Here is a 19,857-nt window from a genome sequence, read left to right on the forward strand (position 1 = left end):
ACGTCAAGAGCTTGACCGCCGCGAACATGGTTCCTTGATGTTATCCATGCCATCAAGGGGTGTCCCGAAGGCATACGGCCACGGCCACGGCAACGGGCAACGGGCAACGGGCACGAGCGAAGCCTCTGGGCCCGGGCTCCGCGGTCAGCGGGGCCCGGGCACAGAGGCTGTTCACCAGGGACACCCCCGGCTCCCTGCCGCGCCGATCACTCAGCGCGGCAGGCTCTGGCTACTGGCGAATCATTCCTCGCACTCGAAGGTGGCATCACCCCAGTTCGCGTGATCGTCACCGCCGTCGTCGCCATTGACGTCCGCCGCCAGCGTCACCTGTTCCACGCCAGCGATGTCCACCGTGAGGTCATGAACGGCAGACTCCCAGGTCAACAACGGCGTCTCGGCCAGCGTCTGACCGTCCCCCACGACCGTGAAGATCACGGAGCCGTTCTTCTTGGCCACCCGCGAATCATCAATCCCCACGGACGCAGTGAAACGCGCACACTGACCGCCGGTGAAGAACTCGACCGAGGAATCGGCATGCGTGCCCAGCCCCTTGGCGAAGGTCTCGCCCCGGATGCTCAACTCGCCGCCGTCGTTTCGCTCCTTTTCACCGTTGGACTGGTCCCGCTCCACGGGCCCCCAACCATTGCTTTCGCTGAGAAACTCGAGGTCGCTTGCGAAGGCCGTGCCGGCCGGTGCCACGGGGTCGCTCGGCGGCTCGGTGGCACCGTCCGGAGCGCAGTCGAACCGTGCATCAGCCCAGTCCGCGTGGTCGTTGCCGTTTCCGTCGGGCCCGGCCCCCACCAGCAGGTTCACGTTCTGTGCCCCACTGATGTCGACATCGATGGCCACCGGGTCGTCCGAGTTGCCCAACAGCGGGGTCTTGATCAGCTCCTCGCCATCGGCGAGCACGCTGAAGACCACCGTGCCCGCCGAACCCTGCGAATCGTCGACACCGACCATCGCGGTGAAGCGGCTGCAGTTGCCGCCGGTGTAGTACTCGATGTTGCTCGACGCGTGGGCACCAAGCCCCTTCTCGTACGTCACACCGCCGAGGGTCAGCACAGGACCGTCAGCCGCGTCGCGACCGCCGTTGGCCATGTCCCGCTCGACCGGGCCCCACCCGTTCTCCGCGCTCACCCACTGGTGATCGCTCGCGTAGACCGGAGCGACAGGAGGCTTGGGCAGCGTATAGATCCCCAGTTCCGAATCGATCGTTCGCAGCCCAGCCGGGTCCGTAGCACTCTGGTACGAAGCTGACGCTCCCACCGTGTAGTCGCCGTCGGCCTCAAGTGGCGGGACCACCTGCCACGTCGTGGTCAGCGTTTCCCCCGGCGCCAAGGCAGCCGCCGTAGCGGGCGTCTCTGCTGTGGCAGTCCACCCCTCCGGCAGAGTGAGCTCGACGGCGAGATCGCTGATGGTCTCGGGCTCGTCGGACGTGAACGTCGTGGTGAACTGGTTCTCCTCCCCCTGCACCAGGGAGTCGAGCGAGGTGGTTACATCGAACTGCGCACACGCGGGCACCTCATCCGAAGCTCCCAGATCCTCGACCAGAAGGTTGTCGAGAATGAAATCCGCACCGCCACTCCGACCGCTGCGCTCGAGTCCAACCCAGGCTTCGCCGCAACTACCGGCGACCAGGGTCTGTTCGAATCGCTCCGTGGAACGGGCTTGCGGCAACTCCTTGGAGTCCGTCTGCACGGGTCCGCTCGCGGAATCGTAGCCTCCGACCCACCGGTACTGATCGTCGTGTGAGTTCTGGTAGTCGAAGCTGATCCTGTACTCGTGACCAGGGGTCATCGGCAGCGTGTAGTTGCTGGTGCGATACACCAACCCGGGGCCGCCGCCAGGAGCACGGTTCTCCTCGTGGGCCTTGAGCGACCAGTCGCCGTCGATGACGTCATCGACCAGCTTGCCGTTCCAGCCTGCCTGCGTGTAGGGCGCGTTCAGTTCAGACAGGTGCGTGCGCGGATCGGTGCTTCCACCCGCGTTCCCCTTGATGAAAGGGCCCCAGCCCTGGTCGACATTCTCGAAGTCCTCTGACAGGACCCCTTCGCTGGCCACGCGCTCTGTTGCGACCACACGGATATCATCCACACGCACGGGGGCATCCCCCTCGCCCACCGCGAGCGTCAGGACCGGCTGCGTTGAGCCATCCGAGTCAACCAGAACACGGACGCGCTGGAAGTGCATGCCGTTCTTCTCGTCGGCCGCGACATAGTTTGCCGCTCCCGAACTGCTGACAGTGTTGGCCACTGGCTGGTCACCAGCGCCACTGACGGAGAGCGTGAGGTCGCGCTCCCGGCCGGGCTCGACTTCTACCCAAGCGCTCACAGAATGAGTACCTTCCTCCAACATGCCCAGCGACTGGGTCAAGCTGCCGGGCCCCTCGCCGAATTGCGCGAAGGTATGGCCCAGATCGTTGCGCTCGATCGTCACCTCGCCTTCGGGTGCCCAGGGGTCCAGGCTGCCGCTGTTGAATCCCGGATCCTCGACGGGCGTCCCTTCGCCGAAGTCAGCGTTCTCCGGCAGCACCGAGGACACGACGGCGGGCTCAGACTCCGAACCGCCCCCTTCAGCACCCTTGCCTCGAACCTCCATCCGGGACAGGGCACGTTCGAGCCCCTGCCCCTGACCGTTTTTCAGACCCTGGCTGAACGCCAGGCCGGTGGACTTGGCCCGGTCTTGACCGTTGCCCTTGCCCTTGCCCTTGTTCTTCTTGTCCGTCTGGTCGCCTTCGTCAGCCGGAACGTCCGCCACGGAAGTGAGGACGTAGGGCTGGTGCGCCTGGGCATCCAGGGAAATCTCGCCTGCGCTGGCGACAACGTCGACGGCGTCAGTCCGCCCTTGGTCGGTCAGCTTGCTGACCGTGTACGTGCCCTCAGGGTCAAAGCTTTCCGGCAGGGTCCACGTGGTTGTGCCACCCTCGGGGTTGTAGTGGTAAAGCTTCGCCGCCTCACCCTCGTTCGCCCAGGGCAGGAGATAGGTGCCGCCCGTGAGGACATCCACCCCTCCCACGCTGATCACGCGGTCCTCAGTAGACGTGCCGGTCACGACGACGTCGTCTGTCAGGGCGATGCGCTCATCGTCCCACTCGAGGATCTCGTGGTGCTGGATGAACTTGGTGGGCAGGTTCCGGGTCCAAATGTTGCGGTAGAACTCGTCGTAGCTGTTCTCGCCCCGCCATCCTTCCCATTCAGCGATGTTCGCGTTGCCCAGCAACGGGTGGGGGTTCCACGTGTCCTTCTGCGAGTTCAGAGCGAACCGCATGATGTCGGAGTTGATGCCCTTGTTGGTGGCACCTCCGTAGGTCTCATCAGTAGCCCAGTGCGACCATGTGTTGTGGCGTGCCAGCGAGTAGGACCACTCCGAAGCAACCCGGAAGTCGTTGGCGATCAGCTCCTTCTGCAGGCGGTCCGCCAACCATCCGAACTGGTAGTACACGTCGACGTAGACCATGTCCAGGTTGGGGTGCGTCTGCTCGCGGAACGTGGCGACGCGTTCCGCAAGCGTCCCGCTGAGGATGTCCGAACGCTGGTCGATGATGTAGGACTGGTCGAGCCAGTTCCAACCCTTGGACGCGGGACTCCACTGCTCCGTATCGAAGAAAAGCGACTCCGGGTACGCCTCAGTCTGGTTGATGTGCACGCCGAAGGACGCGTTCCACTCTTCACCCGCCTCGAGCAGCTTGTTTAGGTCCTCGAGCCCACCGGCTCGCGTGTTGTAGTTGTCCGCGAAGTCGGTATTCGCAGAGTCGTGGCCTTCATTGCCGAAGCCCTTGAGGAGGACGCTCTGCCCCAGCCCATCAGTCCCGAGGGCGATGCGTTTGGTGTCATCGAGGGTTCGCAGGAACGGGTGCGTGGCCTGCGAGGCGAAGTTGAAGGGGATGCGCTGGACAACCTTCTCTTTGACGTCGTCACCCTTGTTCGGCATGACCGCGATGTCGCGGAAGGCCACCGCGCCATCCTGCCAGTCCACCTCGCCATCAGCGTTGGCGTCTGCGGTGATCGCGACCTTGGTCCACGGGAGCTCCTCCGTCTCTGTCGACTCATCGGCCCGGTAGAGCCACTGGCCACTGGAGAGGCCCATGCGCACCTGGTCCCCGTCTGCAACCGCCTGCCGCCAGAAGCGGCCTTGATCTCGATAGCCGGGCCCGGACGAGGTGTCGTACAGTGCATTCGATTCGAGCGCTGCCGCCAGCTGGTCCGTATTCGCCAGGGCGAAGGCCGAGCTCTTGGGGGCGGCATCGAGCTGTGTTTGCTCGGTGATCGGTTCGAACGTGTCACCCGTGGCGTTGCGGTCTACCGAGAGCTTCGCCGTGGAGACTTCTGCTCCCGCGTCGTCGGATGCGACGGACACCAGATCGTGTCCGGGAATTTGCAGGGACCGGATCTGCGTCTCCGTTCCGTCTTTGATCGCCGTCACCTCGAAGGTCACGATGTTCCCCGCGACGCTCAAACGCGCATCGATGAGGGCCCCCGGGATGCCGGGGAAGGCGATCTGGTAGTCGACAGCGGAACCCTGCGTTGTCGCGGTCACCTCGACGTCGTGCGTTTCGCCGTTCACGAGCATTTCCGTCAACGGTTTGGCTTTGCCGTCGAGAACTGCCGATGACGCCACGTCCTGATAGCTAACAACTTGGGGGAACGCGGTGGAAACCGTCACGGAAAGTTGCTCAGATGCGATGACTTCCGTGGCCGCTTCCAGGGGGGCGGCGACGGCTGTCGACGCCATGGCGGGGGCGACGACTGAGGCCGCAAGGACCCCGATCGTAGCCAACCCCAGATTTCTCCTGAAGGGGTGCGGTGAACTTCTCATTCTCTCTCCTCATGTTGGTGCCCGCAGGCACGTGGCATCCATATGGCAGCGCAGCCAGAATGCGGACGCGGCCGGGTCAGGTCCGCGATGCTATGGATAACATGAGCGATAGTTCCGCAATGTGAGGCACATTACAAGGGGTGTGAGGCAATAACTTTGATATGGAAAACACGCCGAGGCCACTCAGGGCCCCAGTCAGGACCGTGATGTGCGAAACTCTGAGGAGAGCAAAAGGAGCCATTCGTGACGTCCATCACCAACCGAACGCCGTCCATGCGCGACGTCGCGCTAGCCGCCGGCGTTTCGGCGCAAACGGTCTCCCGCGTCCTCAGCGACAGCACGCATGTCCAGCCGGAAACGAAGTCCCGAGTTCTCGCCGCCGTGGAAGAACTGGGATACCGCCGCAACAAGACAGCGCGCGCCCTGGTGACGGGCCAGAGCAAGACTCTCGGTTTGATCACACTGGCCACGAACTTCTATTCCCGCTCCTCACTGGCCATGGGCATCGAGAACGAAGCACGCGCCAACGGGTACATCGTGAACGCCACGACGACCGAGTCGCTGGGCTCCCGGGCCATAGCGGGTGCTATCTCGCGACTGGTCGACCAAGGAGTAGATGGCCTAATCATCGCCGTTCCCTTGCGCGACGTGGACGCCCCGCTTGAGCGCCTGACGCGCCGCCTCCCCACCGTGACCGTGGACGGTTTGCGCACGTCGGCTGCGGACATCGTTGCGGTAGACCAGGTCTCCGCGGCCCGAGTCGCAACGCAACACCTGCTGGATCTGGGGCACCAGACTGTCTGGCACGTCGCCGGCCCGGTGGAGTGGTCCGACTCAGACGCACGCATCGAGGGGTGGCAGCAGACGCTCCGCGCAGCGGGAGCCTCCGTGCCTCCGGAGCTTCACGGCGACTGGACACCGGAATCTGGATACCGCAACGGGTTGATCCTTGGGCGCATGCCCGATGTCACGGCCATTCTGGTCGCCAGCGACGAAATGGCCTTCGGCCTGCTACGGGCCTTTACGGAGCTGGGGCGGCGCGTTCCGGACGACGTCTCGGTCGTCGGCTTCGATGACATCGCGCTGGCAGCCTACGCTTCGCCGCCGCTCACGACCGTGCGCCAGTCTTTCGAGGAAACCGGGTGTCGGGCTGTTCGCCACCTGCTGCGTCATATCAGCGACCCGGAAACGGATCACGTCCCCGAACTCGTGGAGCCGGAACTGATCATTCGCTCGACGACGGGACCTCCGCCGCACGCATAGTTCCTCCGGGCCGGACCGCCGCGAGCCAGCGGTCGAGGTCATGGCGGGATTTCACCCGGATGACCGGCAGCGCCGGATACCGCTCGACCACAAGAGGCATGCGCTCCGCCGTCGTATTGCGCGTGCGCCAGCCCCACCGAATGATGTGGTCTCGCTCGGTGAAGACGCCCCACAACGGGCCTTCTCGGTTTCCGTTCCACAGCACCTGTCGCAGAAATCGGCGGCGCAGGGTTCGCATCACCAATTGCCGCATCTGTGTTCGGGTCGGGACGTCGATCCAGACGAGCGTCTCAGCGCGCTCCAGCAGCAGGGACCGTACCGACCTGTACTGCCATTCACACACCCACGCCGGTTCGACGCTAAAAGCAGCGACATCAGACTCGAACTCGCTGCGCTTGACCCAACCGGGCCCGTGGTGCAGCGCGTCGAGTTCATGGCGCGGGATGCACAGGGTCTCTGCGATGCGTCGGGCCGCCGACGTCTTGCCAGCCCCGGAGGCCCCGGCAACGAGCACGCGCGCCGGCGAAAGTTCGCGTGCGGCCTGGTCAGCGGCGGTGAGTAGAGGCACCTTCTAAGAATAAGCGCCCTCGCACGGCCAGCTGCCACCCCTCAGGCGAGCTCACGCCGGCGCTGTGCTCAAGGGCTCATCGCTTCCAGCACTTTCGCGGTGTCCACGAACTGCTCGAACCGAACGATCAGCCCGCCCCGCACGATGAAGTGATGGACCACGCGGACATTCAGGTGCTTCCCCGTGGCTTGATTGATCGCCGTGTATCGGGCCAGCACGGCGACGTTCTCGCCATCGACGACGTAGGTGTCGTCGTGCGCGGTCCAGTTGTCCCACTCTGCTGCCAGCTTTTCCATGACACTTGCGGTGACGACGCCCGGGCTGCGATACGTTCCCGCAAGCGGGAAACCCGCCATCTCCGTCCATTCGACGTCCGGGGCCAGGGTTGCCCTCAACGCGGAGAGGTCTCCGGTTGCCGACGCGAGATACTGCCGGCGGACGACGTCAGCGGGGGCGTGCGAAAGGGCCGTGGTGTTCTCCGTCATGATGTCACCCCCAGGTCATCTCGCCCGTGGCGACCTTCGCGCCGATCTGGGCGGCGATCTGCAGCCCGTGATCGGGGTAGCGCTCGAGCAGCGCTGTCGTGAGCGCGGCACCATCGTCGGCACCGGCCAACAACTCATCGAAGGTCACAAGGTACTCGCGGGTGGCCGCAATCGCTGACGCGTCGGCAGCCGTCCCCGGGAGCCGGTGGCCCGGGACGACGAGCTCCGGATCAAGGGCCGCCATCTGGTCCAGCAACGTCAGCCACTCGGCTCGTTCTTCCGCGGTGGGGGTGTCAGCGACCCAGACATGTTCACCCTGGAACAGGAGAACCCCGCCAAGGACCGAACGATCTTCGGCCTGCCACAGGTACGCGCGCTCCTCTGATCCTCGCATTTCGAAGACGTAGCCCTCGAGCACCTGGGGCTCGTCGAGCTGCTCGACGTCTACCAGCCTGGTCGGCAGATTGGCACCGAGTGTGCTCCAGGCCGCCAGTTTGCCCTCATACGAGGCGCGAATGTGCTCGATTGTCGAGGCGGTGGCGACGAAGCGCGCCTCCGGGAAGGCATCAGCGATGACTTCCGCACCGAAGTAGAAGTCAGGATCGCTGTGGCTGATGAAGACAGTGCGCAGCTCCTTTCCCGAGTCCAGAATGGCGGCCGCGAGCCGGTGCCCGTCCGCTCGAGTGAAGGCGGCATCGACAAGGAGGGCCTCGGAATCGCCCGTGACCAGGGTCGCCGTCTTGTTCTTGCTTCCCAGGGGAAAATCGAGATCGATGATGGTGTAGTTCAGAGCACTCATATCGCTTTTCTTCTTTCTGTTGAGGTTGGGGTGGGAGGTCGCGTCAGTAGCGTCCGGACGCGGGGACGCCGTCATCCGCCGCGTGGGAAGACGAGGCTGCCGTCAGCGCCGCACGGGCGTGCTCGAGGCGCCGCTCGATGTCATCGCTGCTCGCTGCCCCGGCGCCGAGCACCACGGAGCGCTGCCCATCAGCGACCAGAAGGGTGGGGAAACCGGAAACGCCGAGTTGTGCCGCCATGGCCAGATCCTCGCGGGCTGCCGTTTCCGACGCGGGCGAGAGGTATCCGCGTCGAGCTTCGTCAGGATCGAGCCCTTTCCGCGCCGCGACCCCCCCCCCCCCCCCCCCGATCGTCTGCGGGTCGGACAGGCTGAGCCCGTGGATGAAGAAGGCCTCGTGGAGGGTACGGATCATGCTCGGCATGCCCGACGGCGCGGACAAGGCCCGAAGCGCGGCCACACCGCGGGCCGCATCGGCGGAATCCATGGCAAAGGAACCTTCCGTCACCAGGTCCTCGTAGGCGCTGCCGAATTCAACACCGGTGCTGTCCGAAATCCTGGCGTTGATGTCGCGCACCGATCCGAATTCGCGAATCGGTCGAACACCGTTACCTGTGAAGAGTCCACCGGATACGACAGTGACTTCCAGCTCGGGATGACGGCGAGCGATCGCCCCGAGAGTGTCGGTGAATCCGTAGGACCAGCCGCAGTAGGCGTCGAAGACGTAGATGAGATGCATGAAAAGCCTCGCAAATGAGTGATTCCGGCACCCCTTGTGGCATACCCACTTTCAACAACATATCTGACGCGTCAGATATTTCCTAGGTCTGCATCACAGAAAAATCGTGACGCCGAACATCCCCGGCTCAGGGCAGGAGAGGCGTGACGTTCGCCGCGGCGCGACTGAGAGTGCGCAGATCTTCAGCGAAGGCCTTCCTGCGATCCGCCGACAGCGCCTGGACGAAGATCTTCTCGACGTTGTCTCGGTGCCACCGCGACACCTGGACCGTTGTCCGCTCGCCCATCGGGGTCAACCTGACGAGGCGAGCACGCGCATCCCGGGGGTCGACTGTCCGCTCCACCAGGCCAGCAGTCTCCATCCGGTCAACGACTCGCGTCGCACCACCGGTGGTCAGCACCTGCTCACGGCTGATGTGGCGCATGGAGACCCCCTCCCCACCCGCGCGTCCGATGATGAGCAGCACCTCGAAGAAGAGATGACTGATCCCGAATTCCCTCTCCAGCGCCGCGCCGAGCCCATGACCGAAGCGGCCCGCCGAACCGAGGAACCTGCCGAAAAGCACAATCGTCTCGTCGTCGGCCGCCTCCTTCGGCGTCGTGATGTCACGTCCGCTCACAGCTACCTCTCTTTCCACGCTCCCATTGTCACCCCTCCGCGTGGAGTCTCACCCGTGCGGGTCGGCGACGGCCCCTGCGTCGTTTCGTCTCGACGCAATCGTTCTACCCCGCGTAGAATCACGCTGGGTCGGGATCGTCCCAACTCAGCGACCGGAGGCGACATGCAAGAGCGGCACGAACGCGTCCTGCGCGCCGTCGTCTCCGCGCTCGTCAGCACCTTCGCCACCGCCTGCGCCCACGACCTCGGCGGCGGCCACTTCCCGCATCCCGCGGTCCTCGCGCTGGTCTTCGCCGTCGCGGTTCCGCTGTGCCTCGTCGCCGGCGGCCGGCGGGTCACCCTAGCAACGCTCGCCGCCTCCGTCGCCGCCGCGCAAGTCCTGCTGCATGGGGCGTTCACGTTGATCGCGCCGCAGGTTGGCTCCGCGGCACTCTCGGAAACACTGAGCACGACGGCGTCAGGCCCCCACGCGCACCACCTGCCCTCCGGCGCCCTGGCCCAAGCCGCCGCCGAGCACGCGGGACGAGCTTCTGCGCCCGGCACGCACATGATCGGCACTCACGTGCTGGCCGGCGTCGCCACCCTCGTCGCGCTGCGGGCAGGCACCGAGGCCCTGCGCCGGATCGCGGCCGCCCTGCTCCTCGCGACAACAGGCTCCCTCGCAGCCGGACGCAGTGCGGCCCGGGCGGTTGCACGCGCGGCCGCGGCCCTGTCGAGCGCCGTCACTTCATGTGCAGAGGGCGGTCTCTTGGCCTGCGCCCTGCTGCTCGCCGGAACCGGCGCCACCGCCGGAACGCGGTGGGCGCGCCTCGTCGCCGCCGGGTCGACGCCCACCCAACTGCGTTCGCGATTCCTCGCCGCGACGCTGGTACTGCGCGGACCGCCGGCACCCTCCTCACCCCGGTACGACCTGGCCGCCTGAAGCGCGGCCGACCACACTTCGCGGCGCGCCGTGGCGCCCGCACACGAGGAGAAAAACCATGCGCAAGAACACTTCGATGACCCCTGCCCGCGCCACCTCCGGACCCCGCACCAGAGGACGCGCGGGCGCCCGGGCGACGGCCGGCGTCGTGCTGGCCTCTGCCGCCGCACTCGCCTTCCCGGCAACCGCGAGCGCCCACGTGGACGTCGACTCGACGACGACGGCGGCCGGCGGGTACGCGACGCTGACGTTCGCGATCGGGCACGGCTGCGAGGGCTCGCCGACCGAGTCCGTGACGGTCGACTTCCCGGCCGAGATCGGCAGCGTCAAGGCAACCGCCAAGCCCGGCTGGGACGCGACCGTCAGCGACGACGGCGGGACGCACTCGGTGACCTACACGGCGGAGGAGCCCCTGCCGGACGAGCTGCGCGACACGATCGAGATCGCGGCCCTGCTGCCGCTCGACGGCGAGGCCGGCGATGTCCTGACGTTCCCCGTCACGCAGGTCTGCACCGACGGCGAGCTCCTCTGGGATCAGGGCGCCGAGGACGGAGCCGAGCCGGAGATGCCGGCACCCCAGCTGACACTGACCGCCGCCGCGGACGACGCCGGCGCGGGCGAGCACGCCGGCCACGGCGGGGGTGCGGCTGCGGCCGAGCCGGAGGACGACGAGCACGCCGTCCACAACGCCGAGCTCGGCGCCGATACCACCAGCAGCGCGGACGAACAGGCCCGCGCGATCGGCACCGGCGGCCTGATCGTCGGCGTCCTGGGCATCGCGCTCGCCACGGTCGCGCTGCGGCGCCAGCAGCGCGGGTCGAAGGGATGAGGCCCTGGTTCGGTCCGCTCGTCAGGCGCCTGCACTTCTACGCGGGGCTCTTCATCGGCCCGTTCATCTTGGTCGCGGCGCTCTCGGGGGTCGTCTACGCGGTCACGCCCACGATCGAGAACGCCGTCTACGAACACGAGCTGACGGCGCCCGCGTACGATCGCGTGGCGGACGCCCGGCCGCTGGCCGAACAGCTCGATGCCGCCGATGACTCGCTCACCAGTGCGGGCTACGAGCTGTCCGCTGTGCGCCCGGCCCCGGAACCCGGGTCGACGACGCGCATCATGTACACGCACCCGGACCTGAGGGAGAGCGAGACGCACGCGGTCTTCGTCGACCCGACGTCGCTCGAAGTCCGGGGCGCCGAGACCGTCTACGGGACCAGCGGGGCGCTGCCGCTGCGGACCGCCGTCTCGCAGTTCCACCGGCACTTGGGGCTCGGCGACGTCGGCCGGCTCTACAGCGAGATGGCGGCCAGCTGGCTCTGGCTTGTCGCTCTCGGCGGCCTCGCCCTCTGGCTGCTGGGGCGGCGCCGCAGCTCCCCGGCCAAGACGAAGTCCGGGCACGGCAAGCTCTCGCGACTGCACGGGACGGTCGGCGTCTGGGTTCTGCTCGGCGCACTGTTCCTCTCGGCGACGGGCCTGACGTGGTCGGCGTACGCGGGCGCCAACGTGTCCGACCTCCGCTCGACTCTGGGCTGGACCACCCCCACGGTCTCGACGAGTCTGGAGGACTCCGGCACCACCTCGCCGGCCCGCCCGCCCGGAGGCCCGATACCGAAGGAGACGACCGGCGAGAGACTCGACGCCGTCTGGGCCTCCGCGAAGTCGGAGAACATCGACACGGACCTCGTGGAGATCAAGCCCGGCGGGGACGCCTCGAGCGCATGGACGGTCACCGAGATCCAGCGCAGCTTCCCCACCAAGGTCGACGCGATCGCCATCGACCCTGCCACCCTGCAGGCCGTGGACCGGGCGGACTTCGCCGACTATTCGGTCCCGGCGAAGCTCGCGCGCTGGGGCGTCGACCTCCATATGGGCGCCCTGTTCGGAATGGCCAACCAGGTCGCGTTGGCGGTTCTGGGGCTCGCCGTCGCCACGCTGGTGGTGCTCGGCTATTCGATGTGGTTCAAGCGCGGTCCGGGGCGGGCGCCGCGGGCCCTCGGACTCGTGCGAGCGCCCTGGTGGGGACTTCTGCTCGTCCTCGGGGTCGCCGCGGGCATCGGTCTCTTCCTGCCGCTGCTCGGTTTGAGTCTGGCCGCCTTCGTCGTCGTCGACGGAGTCGTCGCCGCGCTGACCAGCAGGACGCGCTAGCTCTGCTGCGGGCCGCCTCGACCGGCGGTCCGCGGCATGGCCCCGGCATGAGGTTGGACCTTAAACCACCAGTCAGCTCCAAAGTTTCGCCAAAGAGGCCCTAGACCGGGCCGGCTTTAAGGGATAAGTTATGACCATCCGGGTCCGCCATTCGGGCCGGGCTGTTCGGTTGAGCGTTCGACCACTCGCGTCATCACGAATATCGAAGGATGTCTCCCATGCAGACCCCATCACTCCCCACCCGACTCCTCGCCGAGTTCCTCGGCACGTTCGTCCTCGTCTTCGGCGGATGCGGCTCCGCGGTCTTCGCCGCGTCGGTTCTCACCGACGACTCCATCAATATGGGCATCGGCTTCCTCGGCGTCGCCCTCGCCTTCGGCCTCACCGTCCTGGTCATGGCCTACGCCGTCGGCCACATCTCCGGCGGCCACTTCAACCCGGCCGTCACGCTCGGCGCCGTGATCGCCGGCCGTGCCGAGTGGAAGGACGTCATCCCGTACTGGGTCTCGCAGATCATCGGTGCCACCGTGGCCGGCGCCATCCTGCTGGCCATCGCGACGGGCAAGGACGGGTTCGACCCGGTGGCCTCCGGCTTCGCGACCAACGGATATGCGGAGCGCTCGCCGGACGGCTACTCGCTCGCAGCGGTACTGATCGCCGAAATCGTCCTCACCGCGATCTTCCTGTACGTCATCCTCGGCGCAACCGATCGGCGCGCCCCGGTGGGTTTCGCCCCGGTAGCCATCGGTTTGGCCCTGACGCTCATCCACCTCGTGTCGATCCCGATCAGCAACACCTCGGTCAACCCCGCCCGCTCGCTCGGCGTCGCCTGGTTCGCCGGACCCGACGCGCTCATCCAGGTCTGGGCGTTCGTCCTCGCCCCGCTCATCGGCGCGGCGATCGCCGGTTTCACCTACAAGATGCTCTTCCCGGATCCCGAGGCTGCGGAGCCCCTGATCGGCAAGGCCTGAGGCTCCCGGTGCCGCCCCGCCGTCGGGCGCGGGACGTCGCGCTCAGCCCTGTTCGAGCGTCAGCTGGAACTCCACGGCACCTTCCGGCTCCACTGAGACGAAGCCGAGGTCCGGCGCTTCGACACCGTAGTCCTCGAACGTGATCGGGATGCTGCCGGCGACCTCGACCTCGTCGCCGGCAGCCACCGCCTGCAGTGGGAAGGAGACCGTGTTGACGACCCCGGCGATCGTGAGGTCGCCCGTCGCCTCGAACGCGTCGCCGTCACCGACCCCGACCACGGGTTCTGTCAGCGTGAACGTCGCCGTCGGGAACTCGTCCGTTCGCAGCGCCGTCGAACGGAAGTACTCGTCTCGATTCGCGGCGTCGGTGGCGATCGAGGCCACGTCGACCTCGATCTCCGCGTCCGTGAGTGCGTTCCCGTCCACCGTGAACGTCCCCGTCACGCGGTCGGTTCGCCCCGTGACCGTCACGTCTGTCCCGTTGAGAACCTCGTCCACGCGATAGCCCGCCTCAGATTCGTCGGCGACGGACCATGTGCCGGTCAGGTCCTGTACTGCACCGTCCTCCAGCGAGGACGACGGCGCCTCTGGCACCGCGGAGACAGTGGGCACGGCGGCAGCTTCGCCGGCGACGAGGTCCCGGTACAACGCCGGACCGGCAGTTGCCGCCACGGCGCCGAGCACGACGACGCCGGCAACAGTCGAGCCGAGGATGATCTTGGTTCGCTTCTTCATCTACGTGTTCCTATTCTCGTGGCCGCGGTCGGTGACAGATTCGTCTCCACCGGAATTAACACGCTTCCGCGGTGCCCCGAGTTCCGCCCCCGGACTTCCCGACTCGCGAACAGCAGGGTCCGGCCGGCACCGGATCGCTCCGGCTGAGGAACGCATCACAGAACGCGCTCGCTATTTGTACTGACCGGTCAGTTCGAATACGATGGCCGTGTGCTCCTCGCAGACTCGCTGTCCATCGACGGCCACCACGCCCCGCTACTGCGCCCCACCTCCCTAGTGGCGCCCGCCTCCGAACTCACCATCGTCTCCGCCCCGACCCAGGAGAGTCGCACCGCGCTGTCCCTGGGCCTGAGCGCGCGCATGAAGCCCGACGGCGGCTCCGTCGCGTGGGAGGCCGATGCGGACATCAGCGCGGTGCGCCATGTCTCCGCACTCGTCGACTCCCCCGAGATCAACGAGCCGGAACAGCACTTGCGCGTCAAGGACCTCGTAGCCGAGGATCTGGCACTGCTGCCCGGCCCTTTCTGGGGCACAGTCTCCCCCGCGCGCTGGCTCGCGTCCCACCGGCTCGACCACCTCGCGAACGAGTGGGTCGACGCAATCGACGCCGAGGATCGACTGCACCTGCTCGCGTCGCTGAGCCTGCAGGATTCCAACGTCAAACTGCTCGTCTTCGACTCGCCGGACCGTCACGATCTGGCCGATTCCGACTGGGTCCGGATCCTGCAGAGCGTCGCCGCCGGCCGCCGGCAGCCCGCCGTCGTCGCCGTCGTCCAGCGCATCCCGGAGGAGTGGGACGGCCGTACGGCGGTCGCCGAGCAGGACAACCTCCCCCACCCTGCACTCGAGACGGCCGCCGCGGCAGAGAACGCCTCGGAGCCCGACGCTGACACGACGGCCCTGGACACGACTGATCGGGAGACCGACGCATGACGACTTTCCAACTGGCGCGCTCCGAACTCAAGCGCATGACCAACGGGCGGCTCGCGAAGATCGCGATCGTCGCCCTGACCCTGGTGCCGCTGCTCTACGGCGCGCTCTACCTCTACGCCAACTGGGACCCGTACAGCCACCTCGGCAACGTCAAGGCCGCCATTGTCAACCTCGACGAGGGGGCCACCGCCGGGGACGAGGAGATGCACGTCGGCGACGAGGTCGCCGAGTCGCTCATCGACGACGGAACTTTCGGCTGGGAGACCGTAGACTCCCGTGCGGCTGCAGACGCCGGGGTCGCGGCCGGCGACTACGCCTTCGCCCTGACGATCCCAGAGGATTTCTCGGCCTCGCTCACGTCACCCGAGAACTTCGATGCCGCCCAGCAGGCGATCCTTGAGCTGACCACCAACGACGCGAACAATGCGATGATCGGCACGATCGCTGACAAGCTGGCCGGAGAGGTCCACAACTCCGTCGCCGCCGAAGTCGGCGAGGAGACCGCCAACCAGTTCCTGACCGGGTTCGGGCGCATTCACTCCCAGCTGACCACCGCCGCCGAGGGCGCCTCCGAGCTCCATGACGGCACGACGACGCTGGCCGGCGGCACCGACGACCTGCTCGACGGCGCCGTGAAGCTCAACGACGGCGCCGGAGAACTCGCAACCGGCGCGCGCACACTGCACGGCGGCACCAGCGACCTCGTCGACGGACAGCGGAAGCTGGTCGACGGCGCGACCCAGCTCTCCTCGGGTGCTTCCGAACTCTCATCCGGCGCGTCGGAGCTCTCTTCCGGGCTCGGCACGCTCAAGGACAAGACCTCCGACCTCCCGTCCAAGACCTCCCAGCTGGCAGACGGAGCCGAACAGGTCGCGGACGGCAACGAGCAGCTCAACGAGAAGGTCCAGTCGGCGGCCGACGCGGTCGAGCAGATCGGCCAAGAGACCGAGGACCGGGTCGACGCCGCGGCCCAGGAGCTCGTGGACTCGGGTGTGCTCACCGAGGAGCAGCGCGAGCAGTTGGCCGCGGCCATCGACGAGCGCGCGCAGGACTCCACCGCCGCGCAGACGATCGAGCAGACCCGCGCCGACCTCCGGGCCGCGCAGGAGAACATCGCCAAACTGGCCGAAGGGTCCCGGCAGGTTGCCGATGGGAACCGCGAGCTCGCCAACGCGATGCCCGAGCTGACGCAGGGCATCGCCGACGCCGCGGATGGGGGTTCCCAGCTCGCGGACGGCGCGGCTGAGCTGTCGACGGGTGCCTCGGCCCTTGTGGACGGGCAGAAGTCCGCACTCGCGGGTTCCCAGGAGCTCGATACCGGCGCCGGGGACCTCGCCGACGGCGCGGGCACTCTCGCCGCGGGCACCGGCGAACTCGCCGACGGCGCGACCGAACTCACTGACGGCGCCGGCCAGGTCGACGACGGAGCGAGTGAGCTCGCGTCCAAGCTTGGCGAGGGCGCCGGCGAGGTCCCGAACCCCGACGACGCGGAGAAGAAGCGCGTCTCCACGGTCATCGGAGACCCCGTCTCGATCACGACCGACAGTCAGACCTCCGCACCGAACTACGGCCACCAGTTGGCCCCGTTCTTCCTCACCCTGGCCGTGTGGATCGGCGCGTTCATGCTGGTCCAGCTCATGCGCCCCATCACCCGCCGCGCCCTGGCCTCCAACGCCGCGAACTGGAAGATCGCCGTCGGCGGCTGGCTGCCGTTCCTCGTGATCTCCCTGCTGCAGGCCACGGTGCTCTACGCCGTCGTCGTGTTCGGTCTGGGCCTGGAGTCGGCACACCCGTGGATGACGTGGGCGCTGCTGCTCGGTTCGGCGTTCGCCTTCACCGCGCTGATCCAGGGCATCGTCGCTTTCATGGGCACCCCGGGCAAGATGGTCGTGCTGATCCTGCTTGTGCTGCAGCTCGTCTCCGCCGGCGGCACGTTCCCCTGGGAGACCACACCGGAACCGCTGCACGCGGCGCACCAGGTGCTGCCCATGGGCTTCATCGTCACCGGCATGCGACACCTGGTCTACGGCGCGGATCTCTCGGTGATGGGCCCGGTTGTGCTTGCCCTGGCCGCCTACACCGCGCTCGGCCTGCTGCTGAGCACGCTGGCGGTCCGCCGCCACAAGTTCTGGACGCTCAAGACGTTCCAGCCGGAGCTTTCGGCATGAGCGCCGCGAAGCAGCACGACGACGCTGCCTCCGCCGGGCGCGACGTCAAGCGGCGCCCCGCGCGGACGAACGCGACCCGGCTGAAGATCTTCTCCGCGTCCCTCACGCTGATCGGCGAGCGCGGGCACCACGCGGTGACGGTGGACGAGATCGCGGCGGCGGCCGGGATCTCGAAGGGCAGCGTCTACTACAACTTCGGCTCCAAGTCGGAGCTCATCGGGCAGCTGCTGCGCTTCGGCACCGACATCCTGCTCGAGCGCCTGCGCGAGCCCTCCGGGGCGGCCACGGCGCGGGAGGAGCTGGCCGGCATGGTGCGCGGAGCCCTGCTGTTCATCGACGACTACCCCGCGTTCGCGCAACTGTGGATCAGCGAAATGTGGCATTCGCCGAGCGACTGGCGCGAGGAACTCATCGAGCTGCGCGGTCAGGTGCTCGGCGTGGTCCGCGACGCGGTGCGGCGCTCGTTCCTCGAGCGCGGCGTGGCCCCGGAGTCCGTACCGGCGGGCGTCGTCGATGTGACGGCCTCGGCCCTCTTCGGTGCGACGCTTATCCTGGGCCAGGATCGGCAGGTCTTCACCGTCGAGCACGATATCGACACGTGTGTGCGCACCGTGCTCGGCAGCCTGGACGCCGCGCCGGCCGCGGGTTGACGCCCAGAAAGCGCGCGCCGGATCGGCCGCTGCCACGCGGTGCAGGAACAACGGCGGCCCGCCCCGCGTTGGCCCAGTAGAAGCCTGCACACAATCGAAGGAGCAGCACATGAAGATCGCACTCATCGGCGGACACGGCAAGGTCGCCCTCCTGGCGACGCCGGAGCTCGTCAACCGCGGCCACCAGGTCACGTCCTTCTACCGCAACCCCGACCACACCGGCGACGTGAACGCCACGGGCGCGACCGCCGTCGTGCTGGACATCGAGTCGGCGACCCAGGAAGACCTCGCGGAGGCGTTCGCCGGGCACGACGCCGTGGTGTGGTCCGCCGGGGCGGGTGGCGGTTCCGCGGATCGCACCTACGCGGTGGACCGCGACGCCGCCGTCCGGTCCATGCGGGCCGCGGAGCAGGCCGGCGTCAAGCGCTACATCATGGTGTCCTTCGCGACAGCGGACGAGAAGTACCTGGTCAACCAGGACGACTCGTTCTACCCGTACATGGCGGCGAAAATCGCCGCCGACGCGCACCTGCGCGGAACCGGCCTGGACTGGACGGTCCTGGGCCCGGGCCGCCTGACGCTCGAGGAATCGACGGGAGCCATCGAGGTCCTCGACGAGCCGGGTGAGAACACCGACACGTCCCGCGGGAACGTGGCCCTGAGCATCGTCGAGGCGCTCGAGAACGAAGGCAGCATCGGGCGGACCATTAACTTCCGCGACGGCTCGACGTCGATCCACGACGTCATGGCGGGCACCGCCTAATCCGCTGAGCCCACGTGCGGGCCGTCGCCTTCAGCGGCGGCCCGTCGCTGGCGCCGCAGCAGGTAGGCGGCCACACCGACGCACACCGCATAGACACCGCCGACGGCAATCCAGCCGGTCTCGAACCCGCCCGCGGCACTGATCAGCGAACCCATCACGAGGGGCCCGAACGTGAATCCGGCGAACATGCCCGCCGTGACGATGCCGCTCGCCGACGCCATTGACGCTGCCGGAATGCTGCGTAGCAGGGCTGCCATGAGCACCACCGAGACGCCAAGCGCCGACGCCCCGTGCAACGCGACCGCGACCCAGAGCAGCGCCGACCAGCCGGTTGCACCGGCCGCGTAGAAGGACCCCGCCGCGCCCAGCGCAAGAAGCGCCAAGACCAGGAGCAGCGCGGGCGCCGACGCGCCGCGGGCCATGACCTTCCCCCACCCGATGCGTGCGGACACCCCGACGAGACCCGCGACGGCCGCCGTCGCACCGCCGGCGACGAGGCTGAACTCGAGCTCGCGCACCGCGAACAGCGGGAGGTACACGTTGGTCGCCTGCACACCGAGCCCATTGAGGCACCCGAACACGGTCAGTGCCCACACCGCGAACGGCTGCCCCGTGCGCCGGGTCGCCCGCCGAACCGAAACGCCGTCGGACTGGCCCGCTGCACCGCCGGTTGCGGCCGAAGTGTGGGGCAGAGCGCTGCCCACGGCCTGCAGCGGCGGGACCGACGCGAGCGCGCGCAGCGCGAGAACCATCAGGGCAAGGGCCAGAATCACGCCGAGGGCCGAGGCCCCGCGCCAGCCGATCCACACGGCCAGGGCCGGGAACGCGAGTGAGGCGACGAGCTGGCTGACTTGGACACCCGACTGCTTGATTCCGGTCCATCCGATGCGCTGCTGCGCGGGCACACGCTGGAGCAGGATCCGGTTGGTGACCCCGTTCGGGAAGGACTGGGCCAGCCCCGAGAGGCCGGCGGCGACGAGGAGGACGACGAACGCGTCAGCGAGGGCGGCCACCCCGAGGGCCACCGCTGCGAGGGCGAAGACGGCGATCATGAGCGTCCGGTCCGACCGGCGATCCGCGACCCGGCCGAGCGCGGCGTTGCCGACCGTCGCGCACGCGAAGCAGGCCGTCGCAAGGAGCCCGAACTGGGCGGCGTTGATGCCGAGGTCGCGGATGATCAGGTCGCTCGTGGCGCTCAGCCCGTAGAGGAGCAGCGGGCCGACGGCGATGGCGCCGAGCAGTGCCGCTAAGAGACCTGGTCCGGCTGGTCGTCCCGCTCTGGTGCGCAT

General features: G+C 67.7%; 17 protein-coding genes. 9 read left to right on the forward strand and 8 right to left on the reverse strand.

Annotated features, from left to right (window positions below; translation table 11 throughout):
- Positions 1-240 precede the first annotated feature (240 nt).
- On the reverse strand, positions 241-4,815 hold the full coding sequence (locus EV380_RS12355) for an endo-alpha-N-acetylgalactosaminidase family protein (RefSeq protein WP_130451401.1): 4,575 nt from the start codon (positions 4,813-4,815) through the stop codon (positions 241-243).
- 243 nt (positions 4,816-5,058) lie between these two features.
- Between EV380_RS12355 and EV380_RS12360 the strand changes: the two genes are divergently transcribed.
- Positions 5,059-6,078: a LacI family DNA-binding transcriptional regulator gene (locus tag EV380_RS12360; protein WP_242607608.1), complete on the forward strand. Its 1,020-nt coding sequence runs from the start codon at positions 5,059-5,061 to the stop codon at positions 6,076-6,078.
- Here EV380_RS12360 and EV380_RS12365 read toward each other — a convergent pair.
- From EV380_RS12365 to EV380_RS12385, 5 genes are all read right to left on the reverse strand, one after another.
- Positions 6,041-6,646 carry a P-loop NTPase family protein gene (locus EV380_RS12365; RefSeq protein ID WP_130451402.1) on the reverse strand — a complete coding sequence of 202 codons (606 nt, stop codon included), beginning with the start codon at positions 6,644-6,646 and terminating at the stop codon, positions 6,041-6,043. The two genes, EV380_RS12360 and EV380_RS12365, sit on opposite strands and share 38 nt — an antisense overlap.
- Before the next feature lie 68 nt (positions 6,647-6,714).
- On the reverse strand, positions 6,715-7,131 hold the full coding sequence (locus tag EV380_RS12370; protein ID WP_130451403.1) for a nuclear transport factor 2 family protein: 417 nt from the start codon (positions 7,129-7,131) through the stop codon (positions 6,715-6,717).
- A 4-nt stretch (positions 7,132-7,135) separates the two neighbouring features.
- Entirely contained in the window at positions 7,136-7,930 is a 795-nt protein-coding gene (locus EV380_RS12375) for an MBL fold metallo-hydrolase (RefSeq protein ID WP_130451404.1), read from the reverse strand.
- Positions 7,931-7,973: 43 nt separating this feature from the next.
- Positions 7,974-8,666 (reverse strand): DsbA family protein, encoded by a 693-nt coding sequence (locus tag EV380_RS12380; RefSeq protein ID WP_130451405.1) that lies wholly within the window; start codon positions 8,664-8,666, stop codon positions 7,974-7,976.
- A 127-nt stretch (positions 8,667-8,793) separates the two neighbouring features.
- A complete protein-coding gene (locus EV380_RS12385; protein WP_130451406.1) occupies positions 8,794-9,285 on the reverse strand; it encodes a MarR family winged helix-turn-helix transcriptional regulator in 492 nt (163 codons plus the stop codon).
- A gap of 162 nt (positions 9,286-9,447) precedes the next feature.
- Between EV380_RS12385 and EV380_RS12390 the strand changes: the two genes are divergently transcribed.
- From EV380_RS12390 to aqpZ, 4 genes are all read left to right on the forward strand, one after another.
- The gene (locus EV380_RS12390; RefSeq protein ID WP_130451407.1) at positions 9,448-10,206 is read left to right on the forward strand and encodes a hypothetical protein; all 759 of its coding nucleotides are present in this window, start codon (positions 9,448-9,450) and stop codon (positions 10,204-10,206) included.
- Between the two features lie 58 nt (positions 10,207-10,264).
- Entirely contained in the window at positions 10,265-11,035 is a 771-nt protein-coding gene (locus tag EV380_RS12395; protein WP_130451408.1) for a YcnI family protein, read from the forward strand.
- The gene (locus tag EV380_RS12400) at positions 11,032-12,348 is read left to right on the forward strand and encodes a PepSY-associated TM helix domain-containing protein (protein WP_130451409.1); all 1,317 of its coding nucleotides are present in this window, start codon (positions 11,032-11,034) and stop codon (positions 12,346-12,348) included. The genes EV380_RS12395 and EV380_RS12400 overlap by 4 nt, the downstream gene beginning before the upstream one ends.
- 209 nt (positions 12,349-12,557) lie before the next feature.
- Positions 12,558-13,319: an aquaporin Z gene (aqpZ, locus tag EV380_RS12405; protein ID WP_165391956.1), complete on the forward strand. Its 762-nt coding sequence runs from the start codon at positions 12,558-12,560 to the stop codon at positions 13,317-13,319.
- Between the two features lie 42 nt (positions 13,320-13,361).
- Here aqpZ and EV380_RS12410 read toward each other — a convergent pair whose 3' ends face one another.
- Positions 13,362-14,054 carry a YceI family protein gene (locus tag EV380_RS12410; protein WP_130451411.1) on the reverse strand — a complete coding sequence of 231 codons (693 nt, stop codon included), beginning with the start codon at positions 14,052-14,054 and terminating at the stop codon, positions 13,362-13,364.
- Positions 14,055-14,264: 210 nt separating this feature from the next.
- Between EV380_RS12410 and EV380_RS12415 the strand changes: the two genes are divergently transcribed.
- The 4 genes from EV380_RS12415 to EV380_RS12430 all read left to right on the forward strand — a co-directional run bounded on the left by EV380_RS12415 (position 14,265) and on the right by EV380_RS12430 (position 18,568).
- Positions 14,265-14,987: an ABC transporter ATP-binding protein gene (locus tag EV380_RS12415; RefSeq protein ID WP_130451412.1), complete on the forward strand. Its 723-nt coding sequence runs from the start codon at positions 14,265-14,267 to the stop codon at positions 14,985-14,987.
- Positions 14,984-17,155 carry a YhgE/Pip domain-containing protein gene (locus tag EV380_RS12420; RefSeq protein WP_130451413.1) on the forward strand — a complete coding sequence of 724 codons (2,172 nt, stop codon included), beginning with the start codon at positions 14,984-14,986 and terminating at the stop codon, positions 17,153-17,155. The genes EV380_RS12415 and EV380_RS12420 overlap by 4 nt, the downstream gene beginning before the upstream one ends.
- The gene (locus EV380_RS12425) at positions 17,152-17,805 is read left to right on the forward strand and encodes a TetR/AcrR family transcriptional regulator (protein WP_130451414.1); all 654 of its coding nucleotides are present in this window, start codon (positions 17,152-17,154) and stop codon (positions 17,803-17,805) included. Before EV380_RS12420 ends, EV380_RS12425 begins: the two co-directional genes overlap by 4 nt.
- 109 nt (positions 17,806-17,914) lie before the next feature.
- Positions 17,915-18,568 (forward strand): SDR family oxidoreductase, encoded by a 654-nt coding sequence (locus EV380_RS12430; protein ID WP_130451415.1) that lies wholly within the window; start codon positions 17,915-17,917, stop codon positions 18,566-18,568.
- On the opposite strand, the gene EV380_RS12435 is transcribed toward EV380_RS12430, so the two are convergent.
- The gene (locus EV380_RS12435; protein ID WP_130451416.1) at positions 18,565-19,857 is read right to left on the reverse strand and encodes an MFS transporter; all 1,293 of its coding nucleotides are present in this window, start codon (positions 19,855-19,857) and stop codon (positions 18,565-18,567) included. The two genes, EV380_RS12430 and EV380_RS12435, sit on opposite strands and share 4 nt — an antisense overlap.

The organism is Zhihengliuella halotolerans (genome assembly GCF_004217565.1).
Lineage (GTDB): Bacteria > Actinomycetota > Actinomycetes > Actinomycetales > Micrococcaceae > Zhihengliuella > Zhihengliuella halotolerans.